General features: G+C 46.6%; 21 protein-coding genes and 1 rRNA gene. 16 read left to right on the plus strand and 6 right to left on the minus strand.

What is annotated here, in order from left to right; genetic code table 11:
• The first annotated feature begins 91 nt into the window (after positions 1-91).
• From BLV66_RS10015 to BLV66_RS10025, 3 genes are read left to right on the plus strand one after another with little or no spacing between them, the layout of a single operon-like run.
• Complete coding sequence (locus BLV66_RS10015; protein WP_086985955.1) at positions 92-1321, plus strand: AAA family ATPase; 1230 nt, start codon at positions 92-94, stop codon at positions 1319-1321.
• Positions 1311-1985, plus strand: a complete 675-nt coding sequence (locus BLV66_RS10020; protein ID WP_176974216.1) for an RloB family protein — start codon at positions 1311-1313, stop codon at positions 1983-1985. Before BLV66_RS10015 ends, BLV66_RS10020 begins: the two co-directional genes overlap by 11 nt.
• Positions 1986-2038: 53 nt before the next feature.
• Entirely contained in the window at positions 2039-2293 is a 255-nt protein-coding gene (locus BLV66_RS10025; protein WP_086985957.1) for a hypothetical protein, read from the plus strand.
• Between the two features lie 289 nt (positions 2294-2582).
• On the opposite strand, the gene BLV66_RS10030 is transcribed toward BLV66_RS10025, so the two are convergent.
• From BLV66_RS10030 to BLV66_RS10045, 4 genes are all read right to left on the minus strand, one after another.
• The gene (locus tag BLV66_RS10030) at positions 2583-3293 is read right to left on the minus strand and encodes a LysM peptidoglycan-binding domain-containing protein (RefSeq protein WP_086985958.1); all 711 of its coding nucleotides are present in this window, start codon (positions 3291-3293) and stop codon (positions 2583-2585) included.
• Between the two features lie 119 nt (positions 3294-3412).
• Complete coding sequence (locus BLV66_RS10035; protein ID WP_068622645.1) at positions 3413-3646, minus strand: DUF2922 domain-containing protein; 234 nt, start codon at positions 3644-3646, stop codon at positions 3413-3415.
• Positions 3647-3703: 57 nt separating this feature from the next.
• Complete coding sequence (locus tag BLV66_RS10040; protein WP_086985959.1) at positions 3704-3910, minus strand: DUF1659 domain-containing protein; 207 nt, start codon at positions 3908-3910, stop codon at positions 3704-3706.
• A gap of 91 nt (positions 3911-4001) precedes the next feature.
• Positions 4002-4541, minus strand: a complete 540-nt coding sequence (locus BLV66_RS10045; protein ID WP_086985960.1) for a sigma-70 family RNA polymerase sigma factor — start codon at positions 4539-4541, stop codon at positions 4002-4004.
• A 272-nt stretch (positions 4542-4813) separates the two neighbouring features.
• Here BLV66_RS10045 and BLV66_RS10050 point away from each other — a divergent pair, with 272 nt between their 5' ends.
• The 8 genes from BLV66_RS10050 to BLV66_RS10085 all read left to right on the plus strand — a co-directional run bounded on the left by BLV66_RS10050 (position 4814) and on the right by BLV66_RS10085 (position 14446).
• Positions 4814-5860 carry a competence protein ComK gene (locus BLV66_RS10050; RefSeq protein ID WP_086985961.1) on the plus strand — a complete coding sequence of 349 codons (1047 nt, stop codon included), beginning with the start codon at positions 4814-4816 and terminating at the stop codon, positions 5858-5860.
• Positions 5861-5977: 117 nt separating this feature from the next.
• Positions 5978-6790, plus strand: coding sequence for a general stress protein (locus BLV66_RS10055; RefSeq protein ID WP_176974217.1), 813 nt, complete (start codon positions 5978-5980; stop codon positions 6788-6790).
• A gap of 178 nt (positions 6791-6968) precedes the next feature.
• Positions 6969-7805: a recombination regulator RecX gene (gene recX / locus BLV66_RS10060; protein WP_086985963.1), complete on the plus strand. Its 837-nt coding sequence runs from the start codon at positions 6969-6971 to the stop codon at positions 7803-7805.
• A complete protein-coding gene (gene mutY, locus BLV66_RS10065) occupies positions 7805-9079 on the plus strand; it encodes an A/G-specific adenine glycosylase (RefSeq protein WP_245826670.1) in 1275 nt (424 codons plus the stop codon). The genes recX and mutY overlap by 1 nt, the downstream gene beginning before the upstream one ends.
• A 123-nt stretch (positions 9080-9202) precedes the next feature.
• The gene (ntdP, locus tag BLV66_RS10070; RefSeq protein WP_086985964.1) at positions 9203-9748 is read left to right on the plus strand and encodes a nucleoside tri-diphosphate phosphatase; all 546 of its coding nucleotides are present in this window, start codon (positions 9203-9205) and stop codon (positions 9746-9748) included.
• A 172-nt stretch (positions 9749-9920) separates the two neighbouring features.
• The gene (locus tag BLV66_RS10075; RefSeq protein WP_086985965.1) at positions 9921-11069 is read left to right on the plus strand and encodes an SGNH/GDSL hydrolase family protein; all 1149 of its coding nucleotides are present in this window, start codon (positions 9921-9923) and stop codon (positions 11067-11069) included.
• A 445-nt stretch (positions 11070-11514) separates the two neighbouring features.
• Complete coding sequence (pulA, locus tag BLV66_RS10080; RefSeq protein WP_086985966.1) at positions 11515-13494, plus strand: type I pullulanase; 1980 nt, start codon at positions 11515-11517, stop codon at positions 13492-13494.
• Between the two features lie 139 nt (positions 13495-13633).
• Positions 13634-14446, plus strand: a complete 813-nt coding sequence (locus tag BLV66_RS10085; RefSeq protein WP_086985967.1) for a Cof-type HAD-IIB family hydrolase — start codon at positions 13634-13636, stop codon at positions 14444-14446.
• A gap of 111 nt (positions 14447-14557) precedes the next feature.
• On the opposite strand, the gene BLV66_RS10090 is transcribed toward BLV66_RS10085, so the two are convergent.
• The gene (locus BLV66_RS10090) at positions 14558-15655 is read right to left on the minus strand and encodes an FUSC family protein (protein WP_176974218.1); all 1098 of its coding nucleotides are present in this window, start codon (positions 15653-15655) and stop codon (positions 14558-14560) included.
• Positions 15656-15946: 291 nt separating this feature from the next.
• Between BLV66_RS10090 and perR the strand changes: the two genes are divergently transcribed.
• Entirely contained in the window at positions 15947-16435 is a 489-nt protein-coding gene (perR, locus tag BLV66_RS10095) for a peroxide-responsive transcriptional repressor PerR (protein ID WP_086985969.1), read from the plus strand.
• A gap of 112 nt (positions 16436-16547) precedes the next feature.
• Here the strand turns inward: perR and proC are convergent, their stop codons facing one another.
• The gene (gene proC / locus BLV66_RS10100) at positions 16548-17366 is read right to left on the minus strand and encodes a pyrroline-5-carboxylate reductase (RefSeq protein WP_086985970.1); all 819 of its coding nucleotides are present in this window, start codon (positions 17364-17366) and stop codon (positions 16548-16550) included.
• Between the two features lie 547 nt (positions 17367-17913).
• Here proC and BLV66_RS10105 point away from each other — a divergent pair.
• From BLV66_RS10105 to BLV66_RS10120, 4 genes are all read left to right on the plus strand, one after another.
• The gene (locus tag BLV66_RS10105) at positions 17914-19617 is read left to right on the plus strand and encodes an alpha-glucosidase (RefSeq protein WP_086985971.1); all 1704 of its coding nucleotides are present in this window, start codon (positions 17914-17916) and stop codon (positions 19615-19617) included.
• Between the two features lie 11 nt (positions 19618-19628).
• Positions 19629-20939 carry an alpha-amylase family glycosyl hydrolase gene (locus BLV66_RS10110; RefSeq protein WP_086985972.1) on the plus strand — a complete coding sequence of 437 codons (1311 nt, stop codon included), beginning with the start codon at positions 19629-19631 and terminating at the stop codon, positions 20937-20939.
• Positions 20940-21105: 166 nt separating this feature from the next.
• The gene (locus BLV66_RS10115; protein WP_086985973.1) at positions 21106-23385 is read left to right on the plus strand and encodes a glycoside hydrolase family 65 protein; all 2280 of its coding nucleotides are present in this window, start codon (positions 21106-21108) and stop codon (positions 23383-23385) included.
• 1406 nt (positions 23386-24791) lie between these two features.
• Positions 24792-24955: ribosomal RNA gene (locus BLV66_RS10120) — 16S ribosomal RNA — on the plus strand; the annotation flags it as partial.

Below are 24955 nucleotides of genomic sequence, written 5' to 3' on the forward strand. Positions count from 1 at the left end.
TCAAAACATTCTTCACTTTTGAATTCTTGACGGTTATTCTTAGAAGAAACGCCGCCAGGGTGCTATACTTTTTGGTATAGGAGGTGCTGAAATGCTCGTGGAAATTGTGATGGAGAACTTTTTTTCTTTTAAGGATGAGGCTACTTTTTCGATGGTCGCCAGCCCAATTGGTGAACACCCGGAGTCCGTTTATGGCAAGGACAATATCGCCGTAACGAAATTGGCGACGATTTATGGGGCGAACGCCAGTGGGAAAAGCAATCTGCTGAAGGCAATGAAGATGATCCAGGAAGGCATATTGTTGCAGAATTACACGTCCACAGAATGGCTGGACCACATCGAACCGTTTCATCTGGATGCGCGCACCGAGAAAAAAGATACGATGTTGGAAGTCAGTTTCCTTTTGGATAAGAAACTTTATCGCTATGGGTTTTTCGTCAATCGCAAACGGGTGACCGAGGAATTCCTTTATCTGGAAGGCGATGAGCAGAAGGATCTTTTCTTCCGGAATGCGACAGGCAAAATCGTCGGTGGGGAATGGGCTGAAATGTTCCGCCACATCATTTTGGATGATACGCGTTTAGCGTTGTCCTCTTTGCTTTCCGCGCCCGAGTCAGCCAAGCATCTGGAGTTGAAACTGTTTCTCGAATGGTTCACGGAGATGCGCATCATACTCGACACCTCGAAAATAGGCCTGGCCGTTTCCATGGCGAAAATACACCTTTCCAAATACAAACATAATTTGTTGGCCTTGATCCGAGTGGCAGATCCCACCATCCAGGACATCGTTGTCCATGAACTGGGCAATCCGCGCAATGGCCGGCCGGAATTGGCATTTTTCGTCGTCAAGACTCGGCGCAACGAAGCAGGGGAAGCAGAGCCGCATTGCGAAAATTTCCGATTCCAGGATACCGAATCGGCTGGGACCATCAAACTCCTGGCATTGGCCGGACCAATCATCGAGGCTCTAGAGAAGGGCGGACTGCTGATGGTCGATGAGATGGATACGCAATTTCACACCTTGATGACGCGCTATGTGCTGGAACTTTTTTCCGGTGATGTCAACGATAAAGGCGCCCAGATGATCTATTCGACGCACGACATCACGAATCTGTCCAGCAGCCTTTTCCGCAGGGACCAAGTCTGGTTCGTGGAAAAGGACAGCTACAGCGCCAGCCACCTGACTTCCTTGGTGGAATATCGTTTTGATGACGAGGAAAGGAAGAACAGTTTTGAATTTTACCGCAACTACCTGAATGGTAAATACGGAGCGATACCGTTCCCGCGGCCATTGGATTGGTGGGTCGACAATGGAAAATAGAAGAAGGGTCCACAAGAAAAAATTTGAACGGCCGGTCGGAACGAAACGGCCGGAAAAAACTTTCCTGATCCTCTGTGAAGGCACCAAGACCGAGCCAAACTACTTCCGTAGCTTTCATGTCATCTCGGCGCAGGTCGAAGTCGTCGGGACGGCGATGAATACGATGTCCTTGGTCAATTATGCCCGCGATGTTGTCGATACTCGGCCTGACGAATATGATGAAATTTGGCTGGTTTTCGACAAAGATTCATTTGACCGGGATATCTTTAATGAAGCCGTCTTTTTCTGCGAGACGCATTACCGGCAAGGTTTCCGTGCCGCCTACAGCAACGAAGCCTTCGAAATCTGGTATCTGCTGCATTTCGAGCTGATCAAAAAATCGATTTCGCGCTTCCATTATCCTGACATGCTGTCGAAGCGGCTGGGGTTTTTCTACAAAAAAATAATCCGCACATGTACGACGTACTATTATCAAGGCAGCCTGCTGCCATTCAGAATGCCAAGAAAATCTACAGCCAGCGCTCGCCTTCGCCTGCCCGGGACAACCCGTCCACGACCGTTTTCATGTTGGTGGAGGAGCTCAACAAGCATCTGCGAAAATAATTTTAAAATTTTTAAAAATAAAAAAAGCTGGTGCGAAACTTTGCGGATAATACCAGTGTAGGTCTTATCAAGCAGCAGAGGCCACTTAACAAGACGAGAAGGGATCGATTGCATATGTTCATGACACCGGTATTAGGGATGGATTTCACAGAGGACAAGAAAGGGGTCGTCATTCATTTTGTGGAAGACGATGCAGTGGCGGAAGAATATCTGTTCGAAACGATGGATGAGGCGGCCGCATTTTTCAGGAGCTGCCAAAACTTGTACGCTGAGGTCAAAGAGGAGCCGATAGGGGTACAATATGCCATCATTAGAGAGTTTTTGGACCTGGATATCGGTAAATTCAATTACGAACGCGCTTATTATTGATGGGAAACACAAAAGAAGGTCAGCCCCAGTATGATTCGGGGCTGACCTTCTTTTTCTGGCGCCGAAATCGGCGCCCAGCTCCGGCGAGGATCCGGCTCGCCGGAGGACACCGGTAATAATCGGCCTCACTTTCGGAGAAGCTTGCCTCATCGGAGCTGGCAGTCAAAAATGCGGCGGAACTTCGGCGAAGCCTGCGTTCACAGGAGCAGAGAATGTAATTCACTTTCAACGGCATCGACGGCAACCGGGGATCCGGATCCTATGGGTTTATTGCGGTTTCCGGTATCGTTCAGTATTGGCGCACCTTTAGTTGTTGGCCGATCAAGATCAGATTGCCCGACAGCTGGTTCAGCAGCTTAAGCGTAGCCGGGGTCGTTCCATATTTGCGGGACAAGCCCCAGAGCGTTTCACCTTTCACGACGCGGTGCAGCAGGAATGTGCCGGGAGCGCTCGTAAGGGGAGGCAGCGCGGAGAGGCCAGCTTCGATGTCCTGCCGGAACCGGGCTTGCGAGACACCCCAACTCGCGAGGTAGCCATCCGGATCGGTATGGTTGGTTCCGCCGACAGTCTTGGAAACCCAGAAATGGGTTTTGATACCTTTGTCATGCACGCTCGCTCCGCTGTTCAGCGTGCAGGGGATATCTGCTTCCAACGCCAATTTCTGCAGCAGCCAAACATAGGCTTTGTAATCCTGTTCAAAGATGGAGCGGCTGTTCGTCCGCGCCAGCTCGACTTGGGCATAGGCATAACCATTCGCTTTCGGGCCGACACCCCATTGGACTTTGCCTGTGTTGGCGATCTGGATTATTTTCCCGCCTCCGCCGACCCAGTGTGATACAAAGGCGTTTTGCCAGTTGCGCTGCATGTAGCTGACTTCGTTCTCGAGGCTGTTTTTGCCAACGTTGTTCGGGTTGCCGGACTCGTGGGCGATGATCAGGTTGCTGGCGGTGAGCGGATTCTGATAGATGGAAAAGATGCGTTTTTCGATGGTGTAGTTCATACTATTCCTCCTCTAATTTCTAAAATAGCCGCCCGGAATCGCATCCGGGCGGTTGTTTATTGTTGATGAATACTTAAGCTGTTCAGCAGTCCAAGCGGCTTGTACTGCTTTTCTAATTTTTATTCGGCTTCCGCGATCAGGTCAGTGATGGTGCGTTCCACGTAGCGGGCGCTATTGACTGCCGTGAAGGGGTTGATGCCTTTCACTTCGAAGGCGTTCAAGCCAATGATGGCGTCCATTGCCGGTTGCAGTTCAGCCGATGTCAAGCCGCTTTTCGGGTTCTTGACACTCAAGTTGCGGGTTTTTCCGTCGGCCGTCAAAAATTTCAATTCCAAGGTTACAGTTGTCGTCATGTTTGTTTCCTCCTAGATGTCTGATGGGTAGTGGTTATCGAGCTGCTTTCGGTTGGCTTAGGCGATAGAGTAGCGGTTCTTTTCGACAACGACTGCGTAGGCTGCAGGCAAGTCTACGAGACCGGATACGGCTGATTGGAAGGATTGGACCTGTTCAGCAGTGACGCCTGGTTTCAGGTTCGCGAATGACTGTTTGATTTCCTTTTCGTTTGCAAAATCATTGAAATAAAGCTCGATGTTTCCTTCTTCGTATTGTTTCACCATTTGGCATTCCTCCGTTTTCTTTTCTGGTAAGTGTCATGACTGCTTACACTTATAACGACGAAGGGGGATAGGCAATGTGTAACCCCGTCTTTCAGACCTTCAGAAAAGTGCTGGCTTTGGTTTGGATGTGGCGTCTTCTTTTGTAGATTGTTTTGCGCGAAATCTTTTGTTTCTTGGCGATTTCGGTGATGTTCAGTCCTTCCAATGCGTCCCGCAGATAGGCATTCTCCTCAGCTGTCAGACAGGCGCAAAGACGTTGCAGCAGATCTTCTTGCTCCAGTTGGTCTTCAAACGAGGCTGCAGTGGGGATTTCCTCCAGCTCCTCTTCGGAAAGGTAGGCTTCGCGGCTTTCTTTTTTCCGGTCCTTGCGGATTTGGTCCAGGAAGGTCCAATGGATTTTTTGTTTGGCATAGCTGACGAACAGAAAACTGTTCTCGGTTGCGAGCGCGTCCTTCAGGCAAGTTTCGTACGTGTCAAAAAGGGTGATCAGCCCTAATTGGTAGAAGTCATCGTAGTCGTTGTGGTCCGGATACCGATTGATTTTTTTCAGACAATGATGGATGACACCCGCGTAAAGCTCGGTCAAATTTGTTGCTGCTTCATCGCTGCAGATTCTTTTTTTGATATTCATGGTTTTGCCTCCGTAATATAGTGGATGGCGTGATGCAGGGGATGTCCCTGTGCATGCTCATCACGGCCCGGCAAGCTTGCTGATGCCCATATTAGCGGTCTGGAGCTACCGGGGTCAAAACGGCAAATATGGCAATAAACGTGACAAAAGTGACTCAAATCAAAATTGCGGCTATTTTTGTAGCGATAACGGAAGATATGTAAGCGTTTTTATATCATTCTGATGGGAAATAGTATATATTTTTATTAGACATTCCTATTTGGGGGGATTTTATGGAAAAGAAAGTAGTTTGCAAATCTCGGAAAGGGTCGAATCAAAAAGTGTCCCAACAATCAATCGAAAAATCCAGCAAGCCAATTGCCGGGATGTCCAAGGCAGAAATACTTGCTGGGCATTCTAGGAACGATTCGGTGGCAAGCAAAGATATAGGCAAAATACTTGATCCAGCAACATTGGATACTATCATTTCGCATCTGCGCACCTCGTTGGAGGAAACGTTTACGCAGAGCAGCCAGACAAAAGATGCGCTGGAGCCATTCCTTGTCCTGCTTGATCCGGAAAGTATCCAGACCTATTTGGAGCAGGCTTGGGATTTGGACCGGTTTGTGCTGGACAATAGCTTCCTTTACTTGCTAAGCCTAGACCCGCAATTGCACAGGACTAATTTCAGAACGCTCATTTTTTTCAAGGACGGTCGCCTCATCAAAACGCGCGAAAGCAGCAATAATGTGATACGCTCATTTTTTGAATTGATCGGGTTCAGTTATGATTTCATTCGGGGGATTTCGACGCGAGTCAATGGGAAAGAGGGCCATTGCGTTCCTTATATTCTCGGGAGATACAGTTTTTTGCCGTTGAGCGGACCGACCCGCAGGCAGAGTTCGTGGGTCAACCTTTCGAAGGTGCAGCACTATCGGGCTCTGAAAGGGGAAAAAGGGGTGGAAATCCATTGTGAGAATCAGCATGTTTTCCAGCTTCCGGTGCGCTCACAATTTTTTGCTGATAAGGTCAAACAGGCTGGCCAGACTATCCATCGCCAAGAGCACCTTTTGCGCAATGTTTTAAGAAATTTTGATTATGTCGAGGGGAGGAAAGAAGAACGCGAGAACAATCTGTTGGGGAATGCTTTTCATGCGCACACCGATCGCATTTCAATGATTTCGATGGAAGATTACATCCGGATTTTTCAGTTTTCCTTTGCCGAGACAGCTTTGAAGCATCCGTCGTTGCGGGACAATCCGGTAACGGACGAAGCGCTGCAGCTCTTGAGGGAAAATCTTTATTCTGATTTGCCTCATCTCAGGAACGCGGTCCGCTAGCCAATTGTTTCGAATGCTGATTTGCCGGTTGAGAAAAATGGCTATTATTTGTGATTCAGGTGGAAGTATTTTACAATGAATGCAAAGAACAAATCTGCAGTAATGGGAGGAATCGTTATGGACAAGAGAATCGAAGGTACCTTTGCTAATCAGGAAATGATTATCGATGAAATTACGCATTTGATTAAGCATGAGGGCTATGCGCCTGAGCAACTGCTGGTCATCACCCGCAACGGCAAGAGCAATTACATCACGGAGGAGACCGCAGTGCAGGTTATCATAACCGGTGAGGATCGCGAGGAAGATTCTTTATGGGATAAGATTGTAAAATTCTTTACCGTGGATTTGGATGAAGAAGAGGAAGAAACGATTTTTGAACGCTACGGCATTGATGAGGATACATATGAGCGCTTTGAGGATGCATTGGATGATGGGGAATTGCTGCTTTTGATTGACGATGCGGCTCCGGTCAATGATGAACATGCAGAATTTCTTGTGCGTGATGGCATTTTGCCTGATGAAAAAATCGTCCCTGTAGCACCAGTCACTGCCTCGAAACCGGATTGGACATCTGCAGACAGCGAAGAAGTCGGCGATGTGCCGGCCCATTCCATTGAAGCCACCAAAAAACTGGAAAGGACCGATGTTGCAACTGCACAGCCGACTCAGCCTGCTGATGTGACCGACGACATCACCGGCCAACCGATCGAAGCGGAAGTGGTAGCGGATCCTGCGATGGCGGAAGACAGTCAGCTTTTGCCGGAGATGCAGTTCGACAAAGACGATTCCCTACCTCAAATGGATGAGGAGAAGGAACAGTTTTCCAAAGACCCGTTCGGAGGCGACACGGTTGTTGCTGAAACCGGTGAAGATGCGGAAGATATCGAACCTGACTATGAAGAGACGGATAAAACGAAACCAGCTCTATAACTGATAAAGAAACCAACGGCTGCCCCATTATGGGGCAGCCGTTGGTTTCTTTGGCAGGAATAATCTAATAGGATGGATAGTTGAGAGTTACTCATCTAAATAATTCGAACATACGTTTTGTTCCTTTTGTGTTTTGCATGTATAATAACAAGAGAGATTCGCCGAAAGGAAGTAAATAATGGATCATACTGAAGAACAGGCTGAAAAATTGCCTGTCGTCACAAAAATAACTGTCCAGAAAAAACGCAAGGACCGCTTCAATGTCTTTATTGACGGAGAGTACTCCTTTCCGATATCGGAAGCCGTACTCATCAAGGTTGGCTTGCATAAAGGCATGACGCTTACGAAAGAACGCAGCGCAGAGATCGAGAAGGAAAATTACGATTACATGGCTTACACGACAGCCGTCAATTATTTGTCCTACAGTCTGCGCAGCGAGAAAGAAGTCCGCAAAAAACTGAATGAAGAAGAGATCAGTCCGGACGCAATCGAACGTGCGCTAACGCGGTTGGTGGATCAGAATTACGTCAATGACCGCAGCTATGGCGAAAGTTATACGCGTACGGCGGCGAACCTGAACCTGAAGGGACCGCAGCTCATCGCCAACGAACTGAAAGGAAAAGGCTTGTCTGAAGAAGATATTGCCTTTTCTCTGAAACAATATCCGCGTGAACTGCAGCTTGAAAATGCCCAAACGATCGCTGAGAAGCAACTCCGCAAACAAAGTCGTGTTTCTTCGCATGAAGCGGCTTCGAAGATCCGACTCTATCTGCATCAAAAGGGCTATCCTTCCGATATCGTCCTGGAAGTAATGGGAGAGATTGAAACGGAAAAAGAGGAAGAGGATGAAATGTCCGCACTGCGGATGCAAGGCGACAAACTTTGGCGCCGGTATGAGCGAAAAGCAAAAGGCCGTGAGTTGCATCAAAAAGTGAGATCCGGACTTTACCAAAAAGGTTACCCTGGAGAACTGATCTCCGCCTATATCGAAGAAAAGGAACAGGAAGCTGAATAATGACAAATTTGGAACACGAAAAAATATTTAAAGCAGTAGGCATTGAAATGTGGCCGGCGGAGAAAATAAAAGCCTTCCGCAAGGCCCTATTGGATTGGTATGACAAAGAGAAACGTGACCTACCCTGGCGCCGGACGAGCGATCCCTACAGCATCTGGGTATCGGAAATCATGCTGCAGCAGACACGGGTGGACACAGTGATCCCGTATTATCACAATTTCCTGGATAAATTTCCCGATATCGCAACGTTGGCGGCTGCACCTGAAGACGCGATCCTGAAAGCTTGGGAGGGGCTCGGTTATTATTCCCGTGTCAAGAATATGCAAAAGGCTGCGCAACAGATCATAGCTGAATACGGTGGGATTTTCCCGAAGGATCCACAAGAAATTGCGAAGCTGAAGGGAATTGGTCCCTATACAGCCGGTGCCGTTTCCAGCATTGCTTTCCAGATACCGGAGCCGGCAGTTGACGGCAACGTCATGCGCGTCATGAGCCGATTATTCGAAATCGATGCCGATATTGCCAAACCAGCCAGCCGAAAAATTTTTGAAGCGGTCGTGCGCGAACTGATTGATCCGGAGCGACCGGGCGATTTTAACCAAGCATTGATGGATTTGGGCTCGAGCATCTGTTCGCCGCTTAATCCGCAGCCTGAAATCAGCCCCATCAAGGCATTCAATGCCGCATACAAAAACGGAACGATGCACCTTTATCCAGTCAAGAGCAAAGCGAAAAGGCCGGTGCCCATGAACCTGCAGGGTGTCATCCTGCAGAACAGGGAGAAGCAGTTCCTTTTGGAGAAGCGCCCGAACAGCGGCCTTCTAGCTGATTTTTGGACGTTTCCGTTAATCCAGCTGGATCTCGATACGATTCCCGGATTGGTGGATGCAACAATTAAACCTACCAGCATCCAGACTGAATTGCTGGTCGCAGAGGATTTCCCGAAGCTGACAGAATCATCAACAAACGCTGATAAAAAGCTGCCGTCCTTTACCCAGATTGAGGCCCAGCTTTCAGAGGCTATAGCTGAAAAATACGGCTTGAAACCTATCTGGCTGAAGGCAGAAACTGGATCGGTCAACCATGTATTCAGTCACATCAAATGGCATATCACTGGTTATTACGGGCGCGTGCTGACGAACGCCGAAAGCGAATTACCAGCGCAGTGCAGATGGGTCAGCGAAGAAGCTTTTGCCGATTACGCCTTCCCGGTGCCGCAGCAAAAAATGTGGCAACAATTCCAAAAACAGACCCGAAAAGAATTTGGCCTGTAATGGCTAAAATTTCGCAATCTATTTCCATTCTATGATATACTATTCAATGAACTGAAAGTTGAGAGTTCCGTCGAAATGATTTCCGGCGAGGACTCAAATAGTTGTAGAAAGTTGGGCACCGTGATGCATAATCCTCGGGAGGGAGAATTCATCACCATAAAGAGTTATAAGCATGACGGCAGCCTGCATCGAACGTGGCGTGACACCATGGTATTAAAAACTAGTGACCAATCCATAATCGGCTGTAACGATCACACCTTAGTAACGGAAGCAGATGGGCGTCGCTGGGTCACCAGAGAGCCTGCATTGTTGTATTACCATAAACATTATTGGTTCAACATCGTCACCATGATCCGCCAAAAGGGTGTCTCCTACTATTGCAATCTGGCATCGCCGTATGCGATCGACCAGGAAGCATTGAAGTACATCGATTATGACCTGGATATTAAAGTTTTTCCTGATGGTGAAAAACGTTTGCTTGATGTAGATGAGTATGAATTGCATCGCAATCGCATGAATTACCCAAAAGAGATCGATCATATCCTGAAAGAGAACGTAAAGATTTTGGTGAGCTGGATCAACGAAGAAAAGGGTCCATTTTCCAAAGAATACGTCGACTTATGGTATGAGCGGTATTGTCAGCTGTCGCATAATCAGCAAAACTCGTGATGAATCCAAATTATAAAAAACCAGTCGAGCTTCATGATCGGCTGGTTTTTTATCGAAATATCCGCCTGCCCGAAAAAATACCGTGCATTAATACAACCGTTATATTATGATAAATATATCTGTAATATAGAGTCAATATTTGAAATATCTTTAAAATATTGGAGGAGTCAGAATGAAAAAAAAGGAAATAGTGCTAGTTTCCATCTTGGGTATCCTTACGATTGCCATTGTTCTTTTTGGATATAAATACGCGGCCGGTAAAAAAGAGGCCTTATTGAATGAGGGAGAAAAACAGACTGAAACGGTTTCCGAAGTGGTTTCCTCTCAGGAGTCGACAGTCGCCGAGAGCGATACATCAGAAGCGTATGCGCAGTTCTTGGCAGCATTTGCTGAGAACCGAAGCAGTGCTTCTGTTGTCGATTATCTGCAGTATGTTCATCATCATACGAAGGAAGTCAACGTCGCCTTCTTCGGGGACGTCGCATCCGACGCGGTCTGGGCCAAGGCTGCCATCACTGGCATCCAAGCCGATTTTCCACTTGAGAATCTGACTACTTCGTTCTTCAGCCATCCTTCCGACAGCAGCTCGGTTTATCTGAGTAGCCAGTATGTTCAGGAAATGGTCGCAAGCAGTCCAGATGTGATTTTTTACACCATTCCGGCTAAAATCGACCAAGTGGTGGATATCAGTTTGGCCGATTCGACTCAAAACATCTATAAAATTTATGATGAAATCAGATCAGCTTTGCCTGACGCGCTGATCGTGTTGGTAACACCGCCTCCGGCAGAAGCTAAAGTGGCTGATTGGAATTCACGTGCCTTGGATTATAGGAACTATACCAATAATCTGGTGGAAGAGAACGCTGCTCTCACTGTTCCGTTATACGACCTGCATGCTGATTTTTTTGCTGAGTTGACGAACCGCGGCGAAACGTTGGCCAACTTTATGGATGCGGCCGGTTTGGAATTGAATGAAGCGGGACAACAGCTGTACGGTGAAATGTTCGCGAATAGCCTGCGGATCAGAATGATCAATACGACTGCTGGTTTATACGTGGAAGGCGAGAAACCCGCCTACACACCGATTGCACCAACTTTAGTCGTGCCTGTAGCGCCTGTCACTGTAATCGAAGAGGCTGTCAGCGAAGAGACAGTCTACGAGGAGCCTGTTTATGAAGAACCGACATACGTTGCACCTTATGTGGAACCAATTATAAATGATACTTTGCCGAATACATCAAATTCCACAGCTACTGATGCGAACACCGATGATACTGAGACAAGTACAAATATGGAAACCAATGGCACTACATCCAACTAACCGGTGAGTGTCTGGTTCTTATGCTGACATGACCATGGTTGGTTCACATGCAATTTTCACAAATAAATCACGGAATATAAAGCCCACATTTACCGGATTGTCCGGTAAATGTGGGCTTTTTCAGTGTTTTTTTCTATTTTTGCCCACAATATAGCAGATAAGATAACCGGATTCAATTTTAATTTCACAAACTACTTTAGTGTCGATAACACAAATACATTATTGTTCTTGCTTGTTGATAATCTCTTTGGAATATTGATATTATAGAGTTTCTGGTGTATAATTATGGCGTAATCAAAATATGTAAGCGTTTTTACAAGAGGGGTTCTGTGTAGGTCCGAAGCTATGTATTTCACAAATATGCAGGCAAATTTGGAGACCGCCGCACGATAGCCATCCGCATAAACGCAATTTCATTAGCAAAGAGATTTTTGGAGGTAATATCATGTACATACAAGTTGATGAACGGAAACGGACTGACGTTCTATCGACTACTTATTATCAAGATAACTTGGATAATTTAGATGATCGACTAGAGCAATTCGTGCAGTCGCCTGTTTTTGATAAAAAGTATTCATTTGATGGAGAATTGGGAGCAATCTATACACCGCAGCGGACTATTCTTCGGTTATGGGCTCCGACTGCGCTCAGCGTAGAAGTAGTTGTTTATGAAAGTCTGTATCGCAAAGAGGAAAAAAGACACACGATGGGGAAGGGCGGAAGAGGAACTCACGAACTTATTATGATTGGGAACTATGCGGGCACTGCCTATAAATATGCGATTACTTTTCCCGATGGCAAAGTCGTCGAGACGGTTGACCCTTATAGTTACGCGACCACAGCAAACGGAGAGCGTTCAGTCATTTTGGATGCAGCCAACACAAATCCGAAAAGATGGGGAGCTCGATTGGAGCCGATCGCTTCACCAGTCGACGCCATTATTTATGAATTACATATTCGTGACTTCACGATTTCCCCAACAAGCGGGGTTACAAACAAAGGCAAATTCCTGGGAGTTGTCGAGGAAGGGACTTTCTCCGTGGATGGCGACAAGACAGGGCTGGACTACCTTACGGAACTAGGTGTGACCCATGTCCAATTTTTGCCGATGGCAGATTTTTCCACAGTCAACGAGTTGAAACCGTTGGAACAATACAACTGGGGCTATGATCCGCAGAACTTCAATGTTCCGGAAGGATCCTACGCGACTAATCCTTATCAACCGGAAGTGCGCATCCTCGAGATGAAGGAAATGATCCAAGGGTTGCATGATGCTGGGATTCGCGTTATCATGGATGTCGTTTACAATCATGTTTATTTACCGAAACGGCATGCTTTGGAGAAGACTGTGCCTGGTTATTATTTCCGGAAAAATGCTGATGGAACGCTCTCCAATGGAACGGGTGTGGGTAACGACACTGCTTCGGAGCGTTATATGATGCGCAAATACATTATCGACAGTATCACCTATTGGGCGAAGAACTTTCATATGGACGGATTCCGCTTTGATTTGATGGGAATCCACGATATCGAAACGATGAACGAAATCCGTGTCGCATTGGATAAAATTGACCCTTCCATCATTATGCTTGGTGAGGGGTGGAATCTGAACACCAATCTGCCTCCTTCCGAAAAGGCTGTCCAACAAAATGCGGACCGCATGCCTGGCGTGGCTCATTTTAATGATGCATTGCGTGAAGCAATCAAAGGTTCTGACTTCAATAGCGGGAACGATACCGGGTTTGTCACTGGGAAACCGTTCATGGAAGGCTGGATCGCCACGAATCTGCAAGGAGGGGCGTATTATCCCGCTTGCAGAGGTAATTACAAGACGCCTGGTCAAATTGTTCAATATGTGGAGGCGCACGACAATCTGACGCTTTATGATAAATTGAAGATCTCGTTGCCGTGGGATGAAGAAGATTCACGTGTGCGACGTCACCTTTTGGCAAGTAGCTTTGTATTGTTGAGTCAAGGCATTCCGTTCATCCATGCAGGACAAGAGTTTATGCGTACGAAGAATGGGTTGGAGAATAGCTACAATGCGCCGGATTCGATAAACCGAATGGATTGGCATCGTCGTTTTGAGATGAAACAGGCTGTGGAATACATGAAAGGTTTGATTGCATTGCGCAAACGGGAGCCGTTATTCCGCTTGCAAACAATTGATGATGTCATGGGGCACATGAATATCCTGAAAGCAGATTATCAGATTGTTGTCTACCAGCTCGAAGATACGGAAAAATTATACTACGTCATCTTCAATGGTCAGACGAATGCAATCGATTTTGATGTCGAAGTTGGGGACTACAGAGTGTTGATTGAGGATGGGAAAACGAACTTGGATGAACCGAGAATGATTGAAGGACTATCCCGCATCCGGGTGGAATACTTATCCGTTACAGTGCTTGTGAAGAATAAATGATGGTAGTCCGGGCGGTCGTCTCATTTGGGACGACCGTTTTTTTATTCCATCTAATGCAAGATTGTCACATCCCGAAGCAATTTTTGGTACAATATACAAAGTAGGATGTTGCACGATAATGATGAGGTGAGGTATACAAATGATAAAAATGATAGCGATCGATATCGACGGCACATTGGTCAATGAACAGAAAGTAATGACGCAAAAGGTCAAAGAAACGATTCAACAGGCAATGCGCCAAGGTATCAAAATCGTTCTCTGCACTGGCCGACCACCCGCGGGGATCAAACCTTACGCGGATGAACTGGGATTCGGAGAGCATGAGGACTACATCATCGCGCAGAATGGCGCCTATATTCTGCGGGCGGATACTGACGAAACAGTCTACAAAAAGACGCTGACGCGAGCTGAAGTGCAGGAAATTTACGACTTCGGAAAGGGTTTTTCAGCGGGTACGCTCTTGGTGGGGGAACACCATTATTACAGCTTGGAGGATGAAGTGACGGAATCGATGCAGAAGGATGCGACCCTCGTCAATATGGATATCAGTGTATTGGATCCCAATGCGGTGACCGAAGAGATGGGTTTGATGAAGATCCTCTACATCGGCGAACCGAATGAGGTGGATGTCATCGATTCGGCCATTCCCGACAAGATGCGGGATGACTTTTATATCGTCCGCAGCCAGGATTTTCTCATGGAAGTGATGGAGAAGAACTCGAACAAAGGGACCGCATTGACGAAATTGGCAGACCATTTGGGAATCGCGATGGAAGAAGTGATGGCGCTGGGTGACGGCGAGAACGATTACGAAATGATCCAAGTTGCCGGTCTGGGTGTTGTGATGTCCAACGGAACCGACAATCTGAAGAGTATTGCCAATGAAATCACCTTATCCAACGAAGAAGATGGCGTGGCCCATGCTATTGAGAAATGGGCTTTCCAAAGCTAGACTCATAAAATATTTTCGGAATATATAAAAAGAGGCGCGCAAGCGACCAAGAGTAATTTCTGGTCGATTGCGTGCCTCTTTTTGCTGTCGCCGACAAGCCGTAACGACAGGTCAGTGGATGATGTCTTCGATATTGTTAATGTTCTTGGATTTATTGCCCGGCGTTGCTTTGTAGCTGCGGACCAATTTGTTGAAGTGGACCAGATCGTCTTCGTATGCCAGAATGGCACTCATCAGATGAATGATGCCGTAACTTTCGGAACTGCTGTATTTGCCGAAATCACTTTCTTCTTGGGCGCGCTGGAAAAAGACGTCCATCATTTCGTGGCGCTGGGCCTTATCGGCTTCAAAGAAATTGACTTGATTGGCCCGAACGCGTCCGCTGAATTTCAGCATGATCTGTTCATGACCGCTCATTAAGGTTTCCAAGCGTTCGCGGATCATAATGCGCATTTCGACAGGGAACTGATAGAAAACATTTTCGTAATCATGCAGAACTTCGAGGACATGGAAAGCGGAACGGGTCGTATGGATCATTTTGCGGTAGACGACCAGCATCTTTTTATTTTGATATTTATTTTGTTTGTTGAACAGACCACTTTCGGTCAAGTATTGATAAAGATTGTCCATTTTTTTGAGTTGGGTGCGTGCCCATTTCAGATCGTTGTTCATGATGGAATATTCGGTATTTTTGCGCAATCCGGCGCGGATCCAAATCAGGAACTCGGTAGTAGCATAGTCCACAGTATGGTACAAGCGTTCGTCGTATCGCGGAGGAGCAATGAATGTATTGACCAAAAAGGCAATGATGACGCCAACGAATGTTTCCAATACGCGGTAGGTTGCACTTAACAACAAATTGTCATCTGTACCGACCATGATGACAATCAATGTAACAATCGACAGCCCAATCACGTCTTCGAGTTTTAGTGCATTCAGGATAGCAATCAACAGCATGACCGAAATGCCGAGCAGATAGATGTTATATCCCAAAGTCATCACGACAAAGACCGCGACCAAACCGCCGATCGTGTTGGCCATCATCCGATTTTTCAGATTTGCATAAGAACGGCCAAGTGAGGGCTGTGTGGAATAGATGGCTGCGATGCCGGCAATGACGCCTCCGCCTTCGAATCCAAAGAATTGGGCGACGATCATTGATAATGCGACGGCAAGACCCGTTTTAAAGGTGCGGGCGCCAAGTTTCATAAGTTTCAGCTCCATGTCAATAATTTGTGTATGTGGTTAAACAGATTGATTCAAGTTAAGGATATACCAATCCGGAGCCGGTGTAAAGATTGGATGAAAGTATCCTAAGTCAAGCGCTACCTTGCATCCGCTATCATCTGCGGCGAGATAATAAAACGTAAGTATTTTTTTGTGAATGTTAGGGGCTTATGTATTGCTATTTTTAGCAAATCGATATATGATGAATTCAGCTAAATGTAAATTATAATGACTATCATATACAAGTGATTCCAGAAGAGGGGGGGATATACCATGAACCGCACAGTCGTAAATGATTCAATCGAAAAAATGAAAAATGCAAATATCCGAATCACACCACAACGTTACGCGATTTTGGAATATTTGGTCGAGTCCAAGATGCATCCGACAGCGGATGATATTTACAAAGCATTGGCCGATCGCTTTCCGAACATGAGCGCAGCTACTGTTTACAACAATTTGAGACTTTTTGTAAAAATTGGTTTCGTGAAGGAACTGGCTTATGGAGATGCTTCGAGCCGTTTTGACTTCAGCAATACGCAGCATTATCACGCCATCTGCGAAAGTTGCGGAAAAATAGTCGATCTTTATTATCCGGTATTGGATGATGTGGAGATGGTCGCCGAGAATTTGACCGGTTTCCAAGTCAGCCATCACCGCATGGAAGTCTACGGCATCTGTCCTGAGTGTCAGGAAAAAGGGGTTCAAAAAGAAGACATTGATGACGGAGCCGAAGCTGCCGGCCATCATCACCATCATTAACAATTTTATATCTAAGAGCTCTTACTCCGCGATTGTGGGGTAGAACTTTTTTATAAGCAAAATGAACCTCCTGAGCTGTTACACGCGCTCAGGAGGTTCATTTTGGTTAGATTTAGTTCTCTTTCGGTTTGCTCATAGCGATAGATTTATCGATGGTTGTCTGGACTGCCGAAATGACAGCTGATCGGAATCCATTTTTTTCCAATTCCGCAACGGCTTCTATTGTCGTTCCGCCCGGAGAGCAGACCATATCCTTAAGTTCGCCTGGGTGTTTGCCGGTTTCCAACACCATTTTTGCGGAACCAAGTACTGCCTGTGCTGCAAATTTGTAGGCTTGTTGGCGAGGCATACCGCCGCGAACTGCACCATCGGCCAAAGATTCGATGAACATGAAAACTAAGGCCGGAGATGACCCGCTGACGCCTGTAACTGCATCCATCATGTATTCCGCAACCATTTCGCTGCGGCCGAAGCTATCGAAAATATTTTTGACGTCCGTCAGCTCTGCGACGTTCACCACTTCGTTGGCGCAGATGCCGGTCATACCTTCACCGACCAAAGCAGGTGTGTTCGGCATGGCACGGACTACTTTGACTTTGCGGCCGAAGCGCTCTTCAATGTCACTTAAGCTTTTGCCGGCTGCAATCGTAACGACTACGGCATTTTCTTTGATGGCTGTTTTGATTTCGTCGATGACGATATTGTAGATATTCGGTTTGACGGCCAAGAAGAGGATATCCGATTCAGCTGCAACTTGGCTGTTTTCGGCTGCGATGCGGATGCCATGTTGCTCTTTCAAGGCTTGCAGACTTTCGTTATCTTGGCTGGAAACGACGACTTGGTTTGGTGCAACAAGTGCAGAACCGACGAGCCCACCGATGATGGCTCCGCCCATATTTCCGCTGCCAATAAATCCGATTGTTTTTTTCATAAGTGAGGACTCCTTTTGGATGATGAGTAAGTTAGTTTGATTACTTTAACTTTATCATTATACCAAGGAAATGGGGGAATCGTACAGAAAATGATGAAGCACTCCAATGAATGGGTATATAACCGTGAATCATCACACCCTAAATTTGTATTTATTCTGGTCTTTGGGTAAGCTTAGGGTAGTTATTATTACAACGAATAATGGTGGCTAGCTTCACGGGTAAGCCCTTCGAAAAAAGGAAAAAAACCCCTTGTCTCTGCGAGCCAAGGATACTGTTCGACTAACTAGCTAACGCAGGAAGTCTCTCAGCATATTGCGCTCTACGATGCTCAGTTGCATGGGAGTCTAAGGGATTCATCCCTTAGACTCCCAGTACAAGGTGACCGTAGGGAACGTTGCGTGGCACGATTTCCTAAATTGTCATGACTCTTGCGATTTCAATCGCTTAGAGGCATGATACACTTGACCGTTTAGGTCACAGTGTTTCCTTAACAAGAGCTGAGCGAACCCGTTCCGCTTTTCACATCATAAAAGTGAGGTTTTTGGTATGGGTAATGTGCGTGAATGGTGGCATGGTTTGATTGTGTATCAAGTATATCCAATGAGTTTTCAGGACTCCAACGGGGATGGTGTCGGGGACATCCGCGGCGTCATCAATCGTTTGGATTACATTCAAAATTTGGGCGTCAATATGATTTGGCTGAATCCGATTTTCAAATCGCCGAAAGTCGATAATGGGTATGATATTTCAGATTTTCTGGAAATCGATCTGATTTTCGGGACGATGGCAGAAGTTGAAGAGTTGATTCTAGAGGCGCACAAACGCGGCATCAAAGTTATCTTTGATTTTGTGATGAACCACACTTCGGAAAAGCATCCGTGGTTTCAGGAAGCCTTAAAGGGGAAAGGCAATCCGTACCGAGACTATTACATCTGGGCGGACGGCAAAAATGGCGGGCAGGATTTGCCTAACAACTGGGAATCGTTTTTCACGGGAACTGTCTGGGAAAAGGAACCATTCGGTGATCAATATTATTTTCATCTGTTTGCGAAGGAAATGCCAGATCTGAATTGGGACAATCCGGAAGTGCGGCGCGCGATGGTCGACATCGCCTTTTTCTGGCTCGATAAGGGCGTAGACGGTTTCCGACTGGATGCTTTCATCCATCTGCAAAAGGAAGAAGGTTTTCCGGACGTGGAGGGGCTGGATGAAGGACAAATCGGACTGGCTGAAAACTATTATGCCAATCTGCCGAAAATCAATGAATATATGAAATTCTTCACCTCTACTTTGCGGGAACGCTATCCGGACACCTTCATCGTCGGTGAGGCAGCCTCGGCCACCGTCGAGTTGGCGCGTTCCTACACGGATCCAGTTGCTGGTGGTTGCGATACGGTCATCACTTTCCGTTATTTCACGATGGATGAAAAATCAAAAGATCCGCGCCTTTCCTCGAATATGCAAAAGACGAAGCTGCTGTACAGCGCCTTCAAGAAAAATCTGCAGGAGTGGCAGAAAGTCATGGCAGACGTCGGCGGGCCGACGCTCTATTGGAACAATCACGATATGGCTCGGGTCGTTTCCCGGATCGGGGACGACACTCTTTACCGCGATAACAGCGCGAAAATGTTGGCAGCATTGATGTACCTCCAGAAGGGCATTCCATTCATCCTCAACGGGGAAGAGCTTGGGATGAAGAACCTTTATCTGAATGACATCAAAAATTTCCGCTCACCGGAAGCGCAAACGTTCTATAAGGATGCGCTTGCTTTGGGGTACAGCGAAGAGTCGGTACTCTACAATCTACGGGAAAGCTCCAAAGACGCTAGCCGAGGTGCGATGCAGTGGGATCAGTCAGCTTTTGCTGGTTTTTCGACGGTTGCCCCATGGAGCGGCGTCAACGTCGAACCGGAATACAACGTAGCTGCAGAAGAAGCTGACTTCGACAGCATCCTGCATTTTTACCGAAAAGTACTGGATCTGAAGAAAACAGATCTGTTCGTCGAAGGGGAATACCATCTCTGGGACACGCACGATGATTTCTTTGTCTATGAGCGCGTGATAGACAAAAAAGTCGGTTTGGTCATTTGTAACGTCACGGATCAGCCGCGCGAATTTGTGCTTCACCCGTTGGAACAGCACGGTTACCGCCAGATTTTGCTACAAAATGAAGGGAACTGGGTCGATGGGGAAACGTTATACCTAGCGCCTTACGGGGCCGCTGTTTTCCAGATTGATTACAATAGTTAAGGGGAATCATTATGGCGAAGGATACACTATTGAACTTACGGAATGAAATCATCTATTGTATATATGTGCGAAACCATACACCTGAAGGGACTTTTGCAGCACTTATGCCGGATCTTCAACGGATAAAGGGGCTAGGAGCGGACACCATCTGGTTCATGCCGATCCATCCAATAGGTGAAACGAAGCGCAAAGGAGTGGAAGGCAGTCCCTACGCCATCAAAGACTATCGGGCTGTCAATCCTGCGTACGGGACGATGGACGACTTCAAAGCGCTGGTTTTTGCGATCCATGATTTAGGCATGAAAGTGATGATTGATGTTGTGTATAACCACACGTCGCCGGATTCAAGACTTGTTGAACAGCATCCACAGTGGTTTTATCGCCGACCGAACGGCGAAATGGGTAATAAAGTCGGCGAATGGTACGACATCGTCGACTTGGACTATACTCATCCGGATTTATGGGATTATCAAATTGAAACCTTAAAGCAGTGGGCGTCGCTTGTGGACGGCTTCCGATGCGACGTGGCGAGTCTCGTGCCTTTGGAATTTTGGATCCGGGCCAGAAAAGAAGTCGCGGAAGTTAAAGAAGGCATCGTCTGGTTGGCCGAGTCGGTCCACCCGAGTTTTCTGAGGATGAATCGGGACCGCGGTAATATCGGCCATTCCGATGGTGAATTGTATGAAGCCTTCGACATCACCTACGACTATGATGTGCACGATTTCCAGCAGGCTTATTTCTGGGGAGAAATCAGCCTAAAAAACTATCTCGAAGTCCTTCTGTTCCAAGATGGCATCTATCCCGTGAATTACGTCAAACTGCGTTTCTTGGAGAACCATGATCACCCACGCATCCGCGCGAAAATCGAAGACCTCGTCAGTTTACGGAATTGGACGGCCTTTACCTATTTCCAGAAAGGGACCTTGCTGCTTTATGGCGGACAGGAGACCGGGACAGCGCATCTGCCGGATCTGTTCGAAAAAGATCCGATTTTGTGGAACCATGAGGAGGATCTGACGCCCTTACTGCAGCGGCTGCAACGTTTCAAAAGGGAAACGGCCGTTAGAAACGGAAGTTATGACCTGACGGCAGCCATTGGATCGGAGACGGTCATCGGCTATTACCGGTTAGGGAATGAAAGGCTGACGGGCATATTCTGCTTGAAAGGGAAAGACGCCAAGGTTGGTGTCGATTTGCCGGATGGTATTTACCGGAATCTGTTGGATGAACAGGAGTACAAAGTCCGGGAAGGCGTGCTGGAGACACGAGGTTTGCCAATATTGTTCAAGAGCTATGGCGAAGCGCTGCTGACGGAAGTCTGATTTCGCAGGGAAAATGGTTTGGATCAGGTGAAGAATGTAGTAGCGTTATCCGTGATTGCGCTTGCAAAAGAGCAGTGGGAATTGAGATAATGGAATTATCAAAGTAACCATCCTTATGCGGGTTCCGCGAAGGACCGACATTTGATTTCGGAAAGAAGGATTGTCAATGAAAAGACTATTTGATATCGATCCATGGAAAATAAAGACGGCAGCATTCAATAAAGAAGAAAAGCGGCTGCAGGAAAGCTTGACTGCAATCGGCAACGGTTATATGGGAATGCGCGGCAATTTTGAGGAGGGCTATTCAGGCGATACCCATGAAGGAACTTACTTGGCTGGTGTCTGGTATCCCGACAAAACGCGTGTGGGCTGGTGGAAGAACGGCTACCCGGAATATTTCGGGAAAGTCATAAACGCCATGAATTTCATTGCGGTTGGTGTCCTCATCGATGGCGAACCACTTGATTTGGCAAAGCAAGCAGTCGCAGATTTTCACATGGAATTGGACATGCGCCTGGGGGTTTTGAACCGTAGCTTCATTTGGCGAAGTGAAGGTGGTGCTGCAGAAATCAAATTCACTTTCCAACGTTTTGTCAGCATTTCCCAGAAGGAACTTAGCCTTGTGCGGTTAACGGCCGAAGTACTGAGAGGTTCTGCTGATTTGGAATTCCATCCGCGTCTGGACGGGAACGTCAGGAATGAGGATGCGAATTACGAGGAAATGTTCTGGGAAGAAGCAGGCCGTACGTTGGATGCACCAGTCAGCCTGAGTGTTAAAACGATTCCGAATCCGTTCGGGATCGATCAGTTTACGGTCACAGCGGCGATGAGCAACCGTGTTTCCGGATTAAGACAAACTGGCAGCAACGAAAGTGGACTTTTAGTAGAAGAAACTTTTTCAGGACTCGTTTCCGCGGGTGAAAAGGTTGTTTTGGACAAATATGTCGCTGTCATCACTAGCCGGGACATTTTGGATGCTGAGCAGGCATTCATCGCCAAAAAGATGGCCAGTGAAGCAGCTGGGGAAGGCTACGATCAGCTTCTCGCTGCGCATGAACGTGCTTGGGAAGCGAGATGGGCGAAAGCGGACGTGAAAATAATGGGAGATGTCGAAGCCCAGCAAGGGATCCGCTTCAATCTTTTCCAACTTTTTTCTACCTATTACGGTGAAGATGAACGCTTGAACATCGGTCCGAAAGGCTTCACCGGCGAGAAATACGGCGGCGCCACCTATTGGGATACGGAGGCATACATGGTGCCGATGTACCTTTCCGTGGCCGAGCCGAAAGTCACCCGCCAGTTGTTGCGCTACCGTCATCAGCAGTTGCCGGGTGCTTTCCACAACGCTCGCCAGCAGGGGCTGAAAGGCGCTTTGTATCCTATGGTGACTTTCAATGGAATCGAATGCCACAACGAATGGGAGATCACATTCGAAGAAATCCATCGCAACGGGGCGATCGCGCATGCCATCTACAACTATACGAACTATACAGGAGATGAAAGCTTCCTCATGGAAAACGGGATAGACGTCCTTGTCGGTATTTCCCGTTTCTGGGCGGATAGGGTCCACTTTTCCAAACGTAACCAAAAATACATGATCCATGGTGTGACTGGCCCGAATGAATACGAAAATAACGTCAATAACAATTACCATACCAATAATATGGCAACGTGGACACTGCAGTACACGCTGGACATGCTCAATAAAGTGTCCCCTGAGAAATGGGCAGAGCACGGCCTGACGGAATCGGAAACTGACCACTGGAAAGATATCATTGCCCGGATGTATTATCCGTACGATGAGGAACTGGGGGTTTTTATCCAGCAGGACACGTTCCTTGATAAGGATCTCCGTCCTGCCGATACGTTGGATCCGAGCGAAAGGCCATTAAATCAGCATTGGTCATGGGATATGATTCTACGCTCTCCGTTCATCAAACAGGCAGATGTGCTGCAGAGCATCTATTTCCTGAATGACCGATACAGCATGGAAGAAAAGAGACGCAATTTTGATTTTTACGAACCAATGACTGTGCACGAATCTTCCTTGTCGCCGTCTGTGCATGCTATTTTGGCTGCTGAGCTCGGAAAGGAAGAAAAAGCGGTCGAATTGTATGCGCGTACCGCTAGGTTGGATCTGGATAATTATAATAATGACACGGATGACGGGCTTCATATCACTTCGATGAGCGGTGCCTGGTTGGCTATTGTTCAAGGCTTTGCCGGAATGCGCGTGAAAGGCGGTTTCCTGCATTTTAAACCATTCGTTCCGAAAAACTGGCAAGGCTATGACTTCAAAATCAATTTTCGCGGCAGTTTACTTGATATGCAAGTGCTCGAAGGAGAAGTGATCCTCACTGTTGATGAAGGGCCGGGGCTAACTGTTTACTTAAATGATGAATGGGTGCAAGTGAAGGAAGCTGTCGTCGTCAAGATGAAGCTATGATTGAATTGGGGGCTGCTGGAAGGTGGCCCTTATTTGCGTTCTGTCATTTCTGAAGAGCCGCACTGCCATGAAAGTGTATGGATAATTTTGGATCGAAGCGGAGGATAGACTGAGGAGATGCAGACGCTGGAATTGCAGCCATATAGTCCGCCAGAAACTCGGAGGAATACAAAAAAAGATTCGAATAATTTAAAAAATGGGCAACATTTGCTTGCAAAGCAAGCGCTTCCATGTTATTATTACAGTGTAAAGAAGGAAGGGTGTACAACTCGAAAGGGCTGTATAAAATGAATTCTTTACATAGAACCAATTGAAGTTCTAGCATCTTATGGTTTTAATTTCATTCATGATCGAGTAGAGACTTTAAGTATAGACCCGAAAAATCTAGAAAAGATTCAACATGACAGATTGAATGAAAAAAGTAACGTAGCAGCAGAAAAGATTTAGATTAGCTTGAAAAACTAAGAAAAATTGATTTAACCTGTGAAGTTAAAACCGTAATAGGATGGATAAAGGTTCAGGAGTGAGAAACATTTTAGGCGAGTAAACCTAAGATGTTATCTCGAAGAAGATTCGTGTTTAAATGTGAGTGGCGAGATGCCCCGTTTAAATGTTTGATGAATCTTCAGTTGTACAACTTCATATTGTGGCCATGTTCCTCATTCAGTGGAAAAGAAGTCCGGAAGTTTGTAAGACTCACATGAACGAAGATCATGTAAACTAACGTTAACTTTAAATGCCAACGGGAGCAACAGTGTTGGCGGATAAATTACAGGAACTAGTGCTACAAGCATGAAGTGAGGCAACCTCGCAATTTGAGGTTGCCTCTTTAATTTTCTCACGCTGCTTCAGCAGGATTTTCGGGAAATTCAGCATAGATAGCCCTATATTTGGGAAATTAATCGGGTTTCACGCAAAATGTCAGATCCGTAGTAATGCTGATGTAATGCTGTTGACAAGGCTTACATTTTTGTGGTAAAGTTTAGTTCCTCGGTGATCCGATGCGTTTTATTCTGAAATCTGTTTGACACAGGTTTGAAATGATGATAGTATTATGAAGTTGTCTTTTGTAAGGCAGCGGCAAGATAATATTCATTGTTGACAGCAAGATAAAACGATGTTATCATATGAAAGTTGCTGATTCATCCGGCCGACAGGTAAAAATTTAATTTTAAAAACTGTTGACAAGGTGCGGTGACCGTGATAATATGAATAAGCAATCACGTAACACGTGATGCGCGATTGACCTTTGAAAACTGAATAAAGAATGAACGAACCAAATGTGCAAGGAGCTTAGACTTCGGTCGAAGCAAACGAAGACGATACTTTGTATCGCAAACATAAAGTCAGCAAAAAATTAAGAGCAATCAGCTTAACGTGTAGGATTTCTGTACAAGAGTCCACATTTACATGAGAGTTTGATCCTGGCTCAGGACGAACGCTGGCGGCGTGCCTAATACATGCAAGTCGAACGGTCTTTTCTATGGAAGCTTGCTTCCACTGAGAAGATAGTGGCGGACGGGTGAGTAACACGTGGGTAACCTGCCCATAAGAGGGGGATAACATCCGG

It is taken from the genome of Trichococcus collinsii, from assembly GCF_900107505.1.
Lineage (GTDB): Bacteria > Bacillota > Bacilli > Lactobacillales > Aerococcaceae > Trichococcus > Trichococcus collinsii.

Excerpts from the sequence above, each read along its gene's own strand:
- BLV66_RS10015 (WP_086985955.1), top strand. The coding sequence starts at position 92 with ATGCTCGTGGAAATTGTGATGGAGAACTTTTTTTCTTTTAAGGATGAG.
- BLV66_RS10020 (WP_176974216.1), top strand. The coding sequence starts at position 1,311 with ATGGAAAATAGAAGAAGGGTCCACAAGAAAAAATTTGAACGGCCGGTC.
- BLV66_RS10025 (WP_086985957.1), top strand. The coding sequence starts at position 2,039 with ATGTTCATGACACCGGTATTAGGGATGGATTTCACAGAGGACAAGAAA.
- BLV66_RS10030 (WP_086985958.1), bottom strand. The coding sequence starts at position 3,293 with ATGAACTACACCATCGAAAAACGCATCTTTTCCATCTATCAGAATCCG.
- BLV66_RS10035 (WP_068622645.1), bottom strand. The coding sequence starts at position 3,646 with ATGACGACAACTGTAACCTTGGAATTGAAATTTTTGACGGCCGACGGA.
- BLV66_RS10040 (WP_086985959.1), bottom strand. The coding sequence starts at position 3,910 with ATGGTGAAACAATACGAAGAAGGAAACATCGAGCTTTATTTCAATGAT.
- BLV66_RS10045 (WP_086985960.1), bottom strand. The coding sequence starts at position 4,541 with ATGAATATCAAAAAAAGAATCTGCAGCGATGAAGCAGCAACAAATTTG.
- BLV66_RS10050 (WP_086985961.1), top strand. The coding sequence starts at position 4,814 with ATGGAAAAGAAAGTAGTTTGCAAATCTCGGAAAGGGTCGAATCAAAAA.
- BLV66_RS10055 (WP_176974217.1), top strand. The coding sequence starts at position 5,978 with ATGGACAAGAGAATCGAAGGTACCTTTGCTAATCAGGAAATGATTATC.
- recX (WP_086985963.1), top strand. The coding sequence starts at position 6,969 with ATGGATCATACTGAAGAACAGGCTGAAAAATTGCCTGTCGTCACAAAA.
- mutY (WP_245826670.1), top strand. The coding sequence starts at position 7,805 with ATGACAAATTTGGAACACGAAAAAATATTTAAAGCAGTAGGCATTGAA.
- ntdP (WP_086985964.1), top strand. The coding sequence starts at position 9,203 with ATGCATAATCCTCGGGAGGGAGAATTCATCACCATAAAGAGTTATAAG.
- BLV66_RS10075 (WP_086985965.1), top strand. The coding sequence starts at position 9,921 with ATGAAAAAAAAGGAAATAGTGCTAGTTTCCATCTTGGGTATCCTTACG.
- pulA (WP_086985966.1), top strand. The coding sequence starts at position 11,515 with ATGTACATACAAGTTGATGAACGGAAACGGACTGACGTTCTATCGACT.
- BLV66_RS10085 (WP_086985967.1), top strand. The coding sequence starts at position 13,634 with ATGATAAAAATGATAGCGATCGATATCGACGGCACATTGGTCAATGAA.
- BLV66_RS10090 (WP_176974218.1), bottom strand. The coding sequence starts at position 15,655 with ATGAAACTTGGCGCCCGCACCTTTAAAACGGGTCTTGCCGTCGCATTA.
- perR (WP_086985969.1), top strand. The coding sequence starts at position 15,947 with ATGAACCGCACAGTCGTAAATGATTCAATCGAAAAAATGAAAAATGCA.
- proC (WP_086985970.1), bottom strand. The coding sequence starts at position 17,366 with ATGAAAAAAACAATCGGATTTATTGGCAGCGGAAATATGGGCGGAGCC.
- BLV66_RS10105 (WP_086985971.1), top strand. The coding sequence starts at position 17,914 with ATGGGTAATGTGCGTGAATGGTGGCATGGTTTGATTGTGTATCAAGTA.
- BLV66_RS10110 (WP_086985972.1), top strand. The coding sequence starts at position 19,629 with ATGGCGAAGGATACACTATTGAACTTACGGAATGAAATCATCTATTGT.
- BLV66_RS10115 (WP_086985973.1), top strand. The coding sequence starts at position 21,106 with ATGAAAAGACTATTTGATATCGATCCATGGAAAATAAAGACGGCAGCA.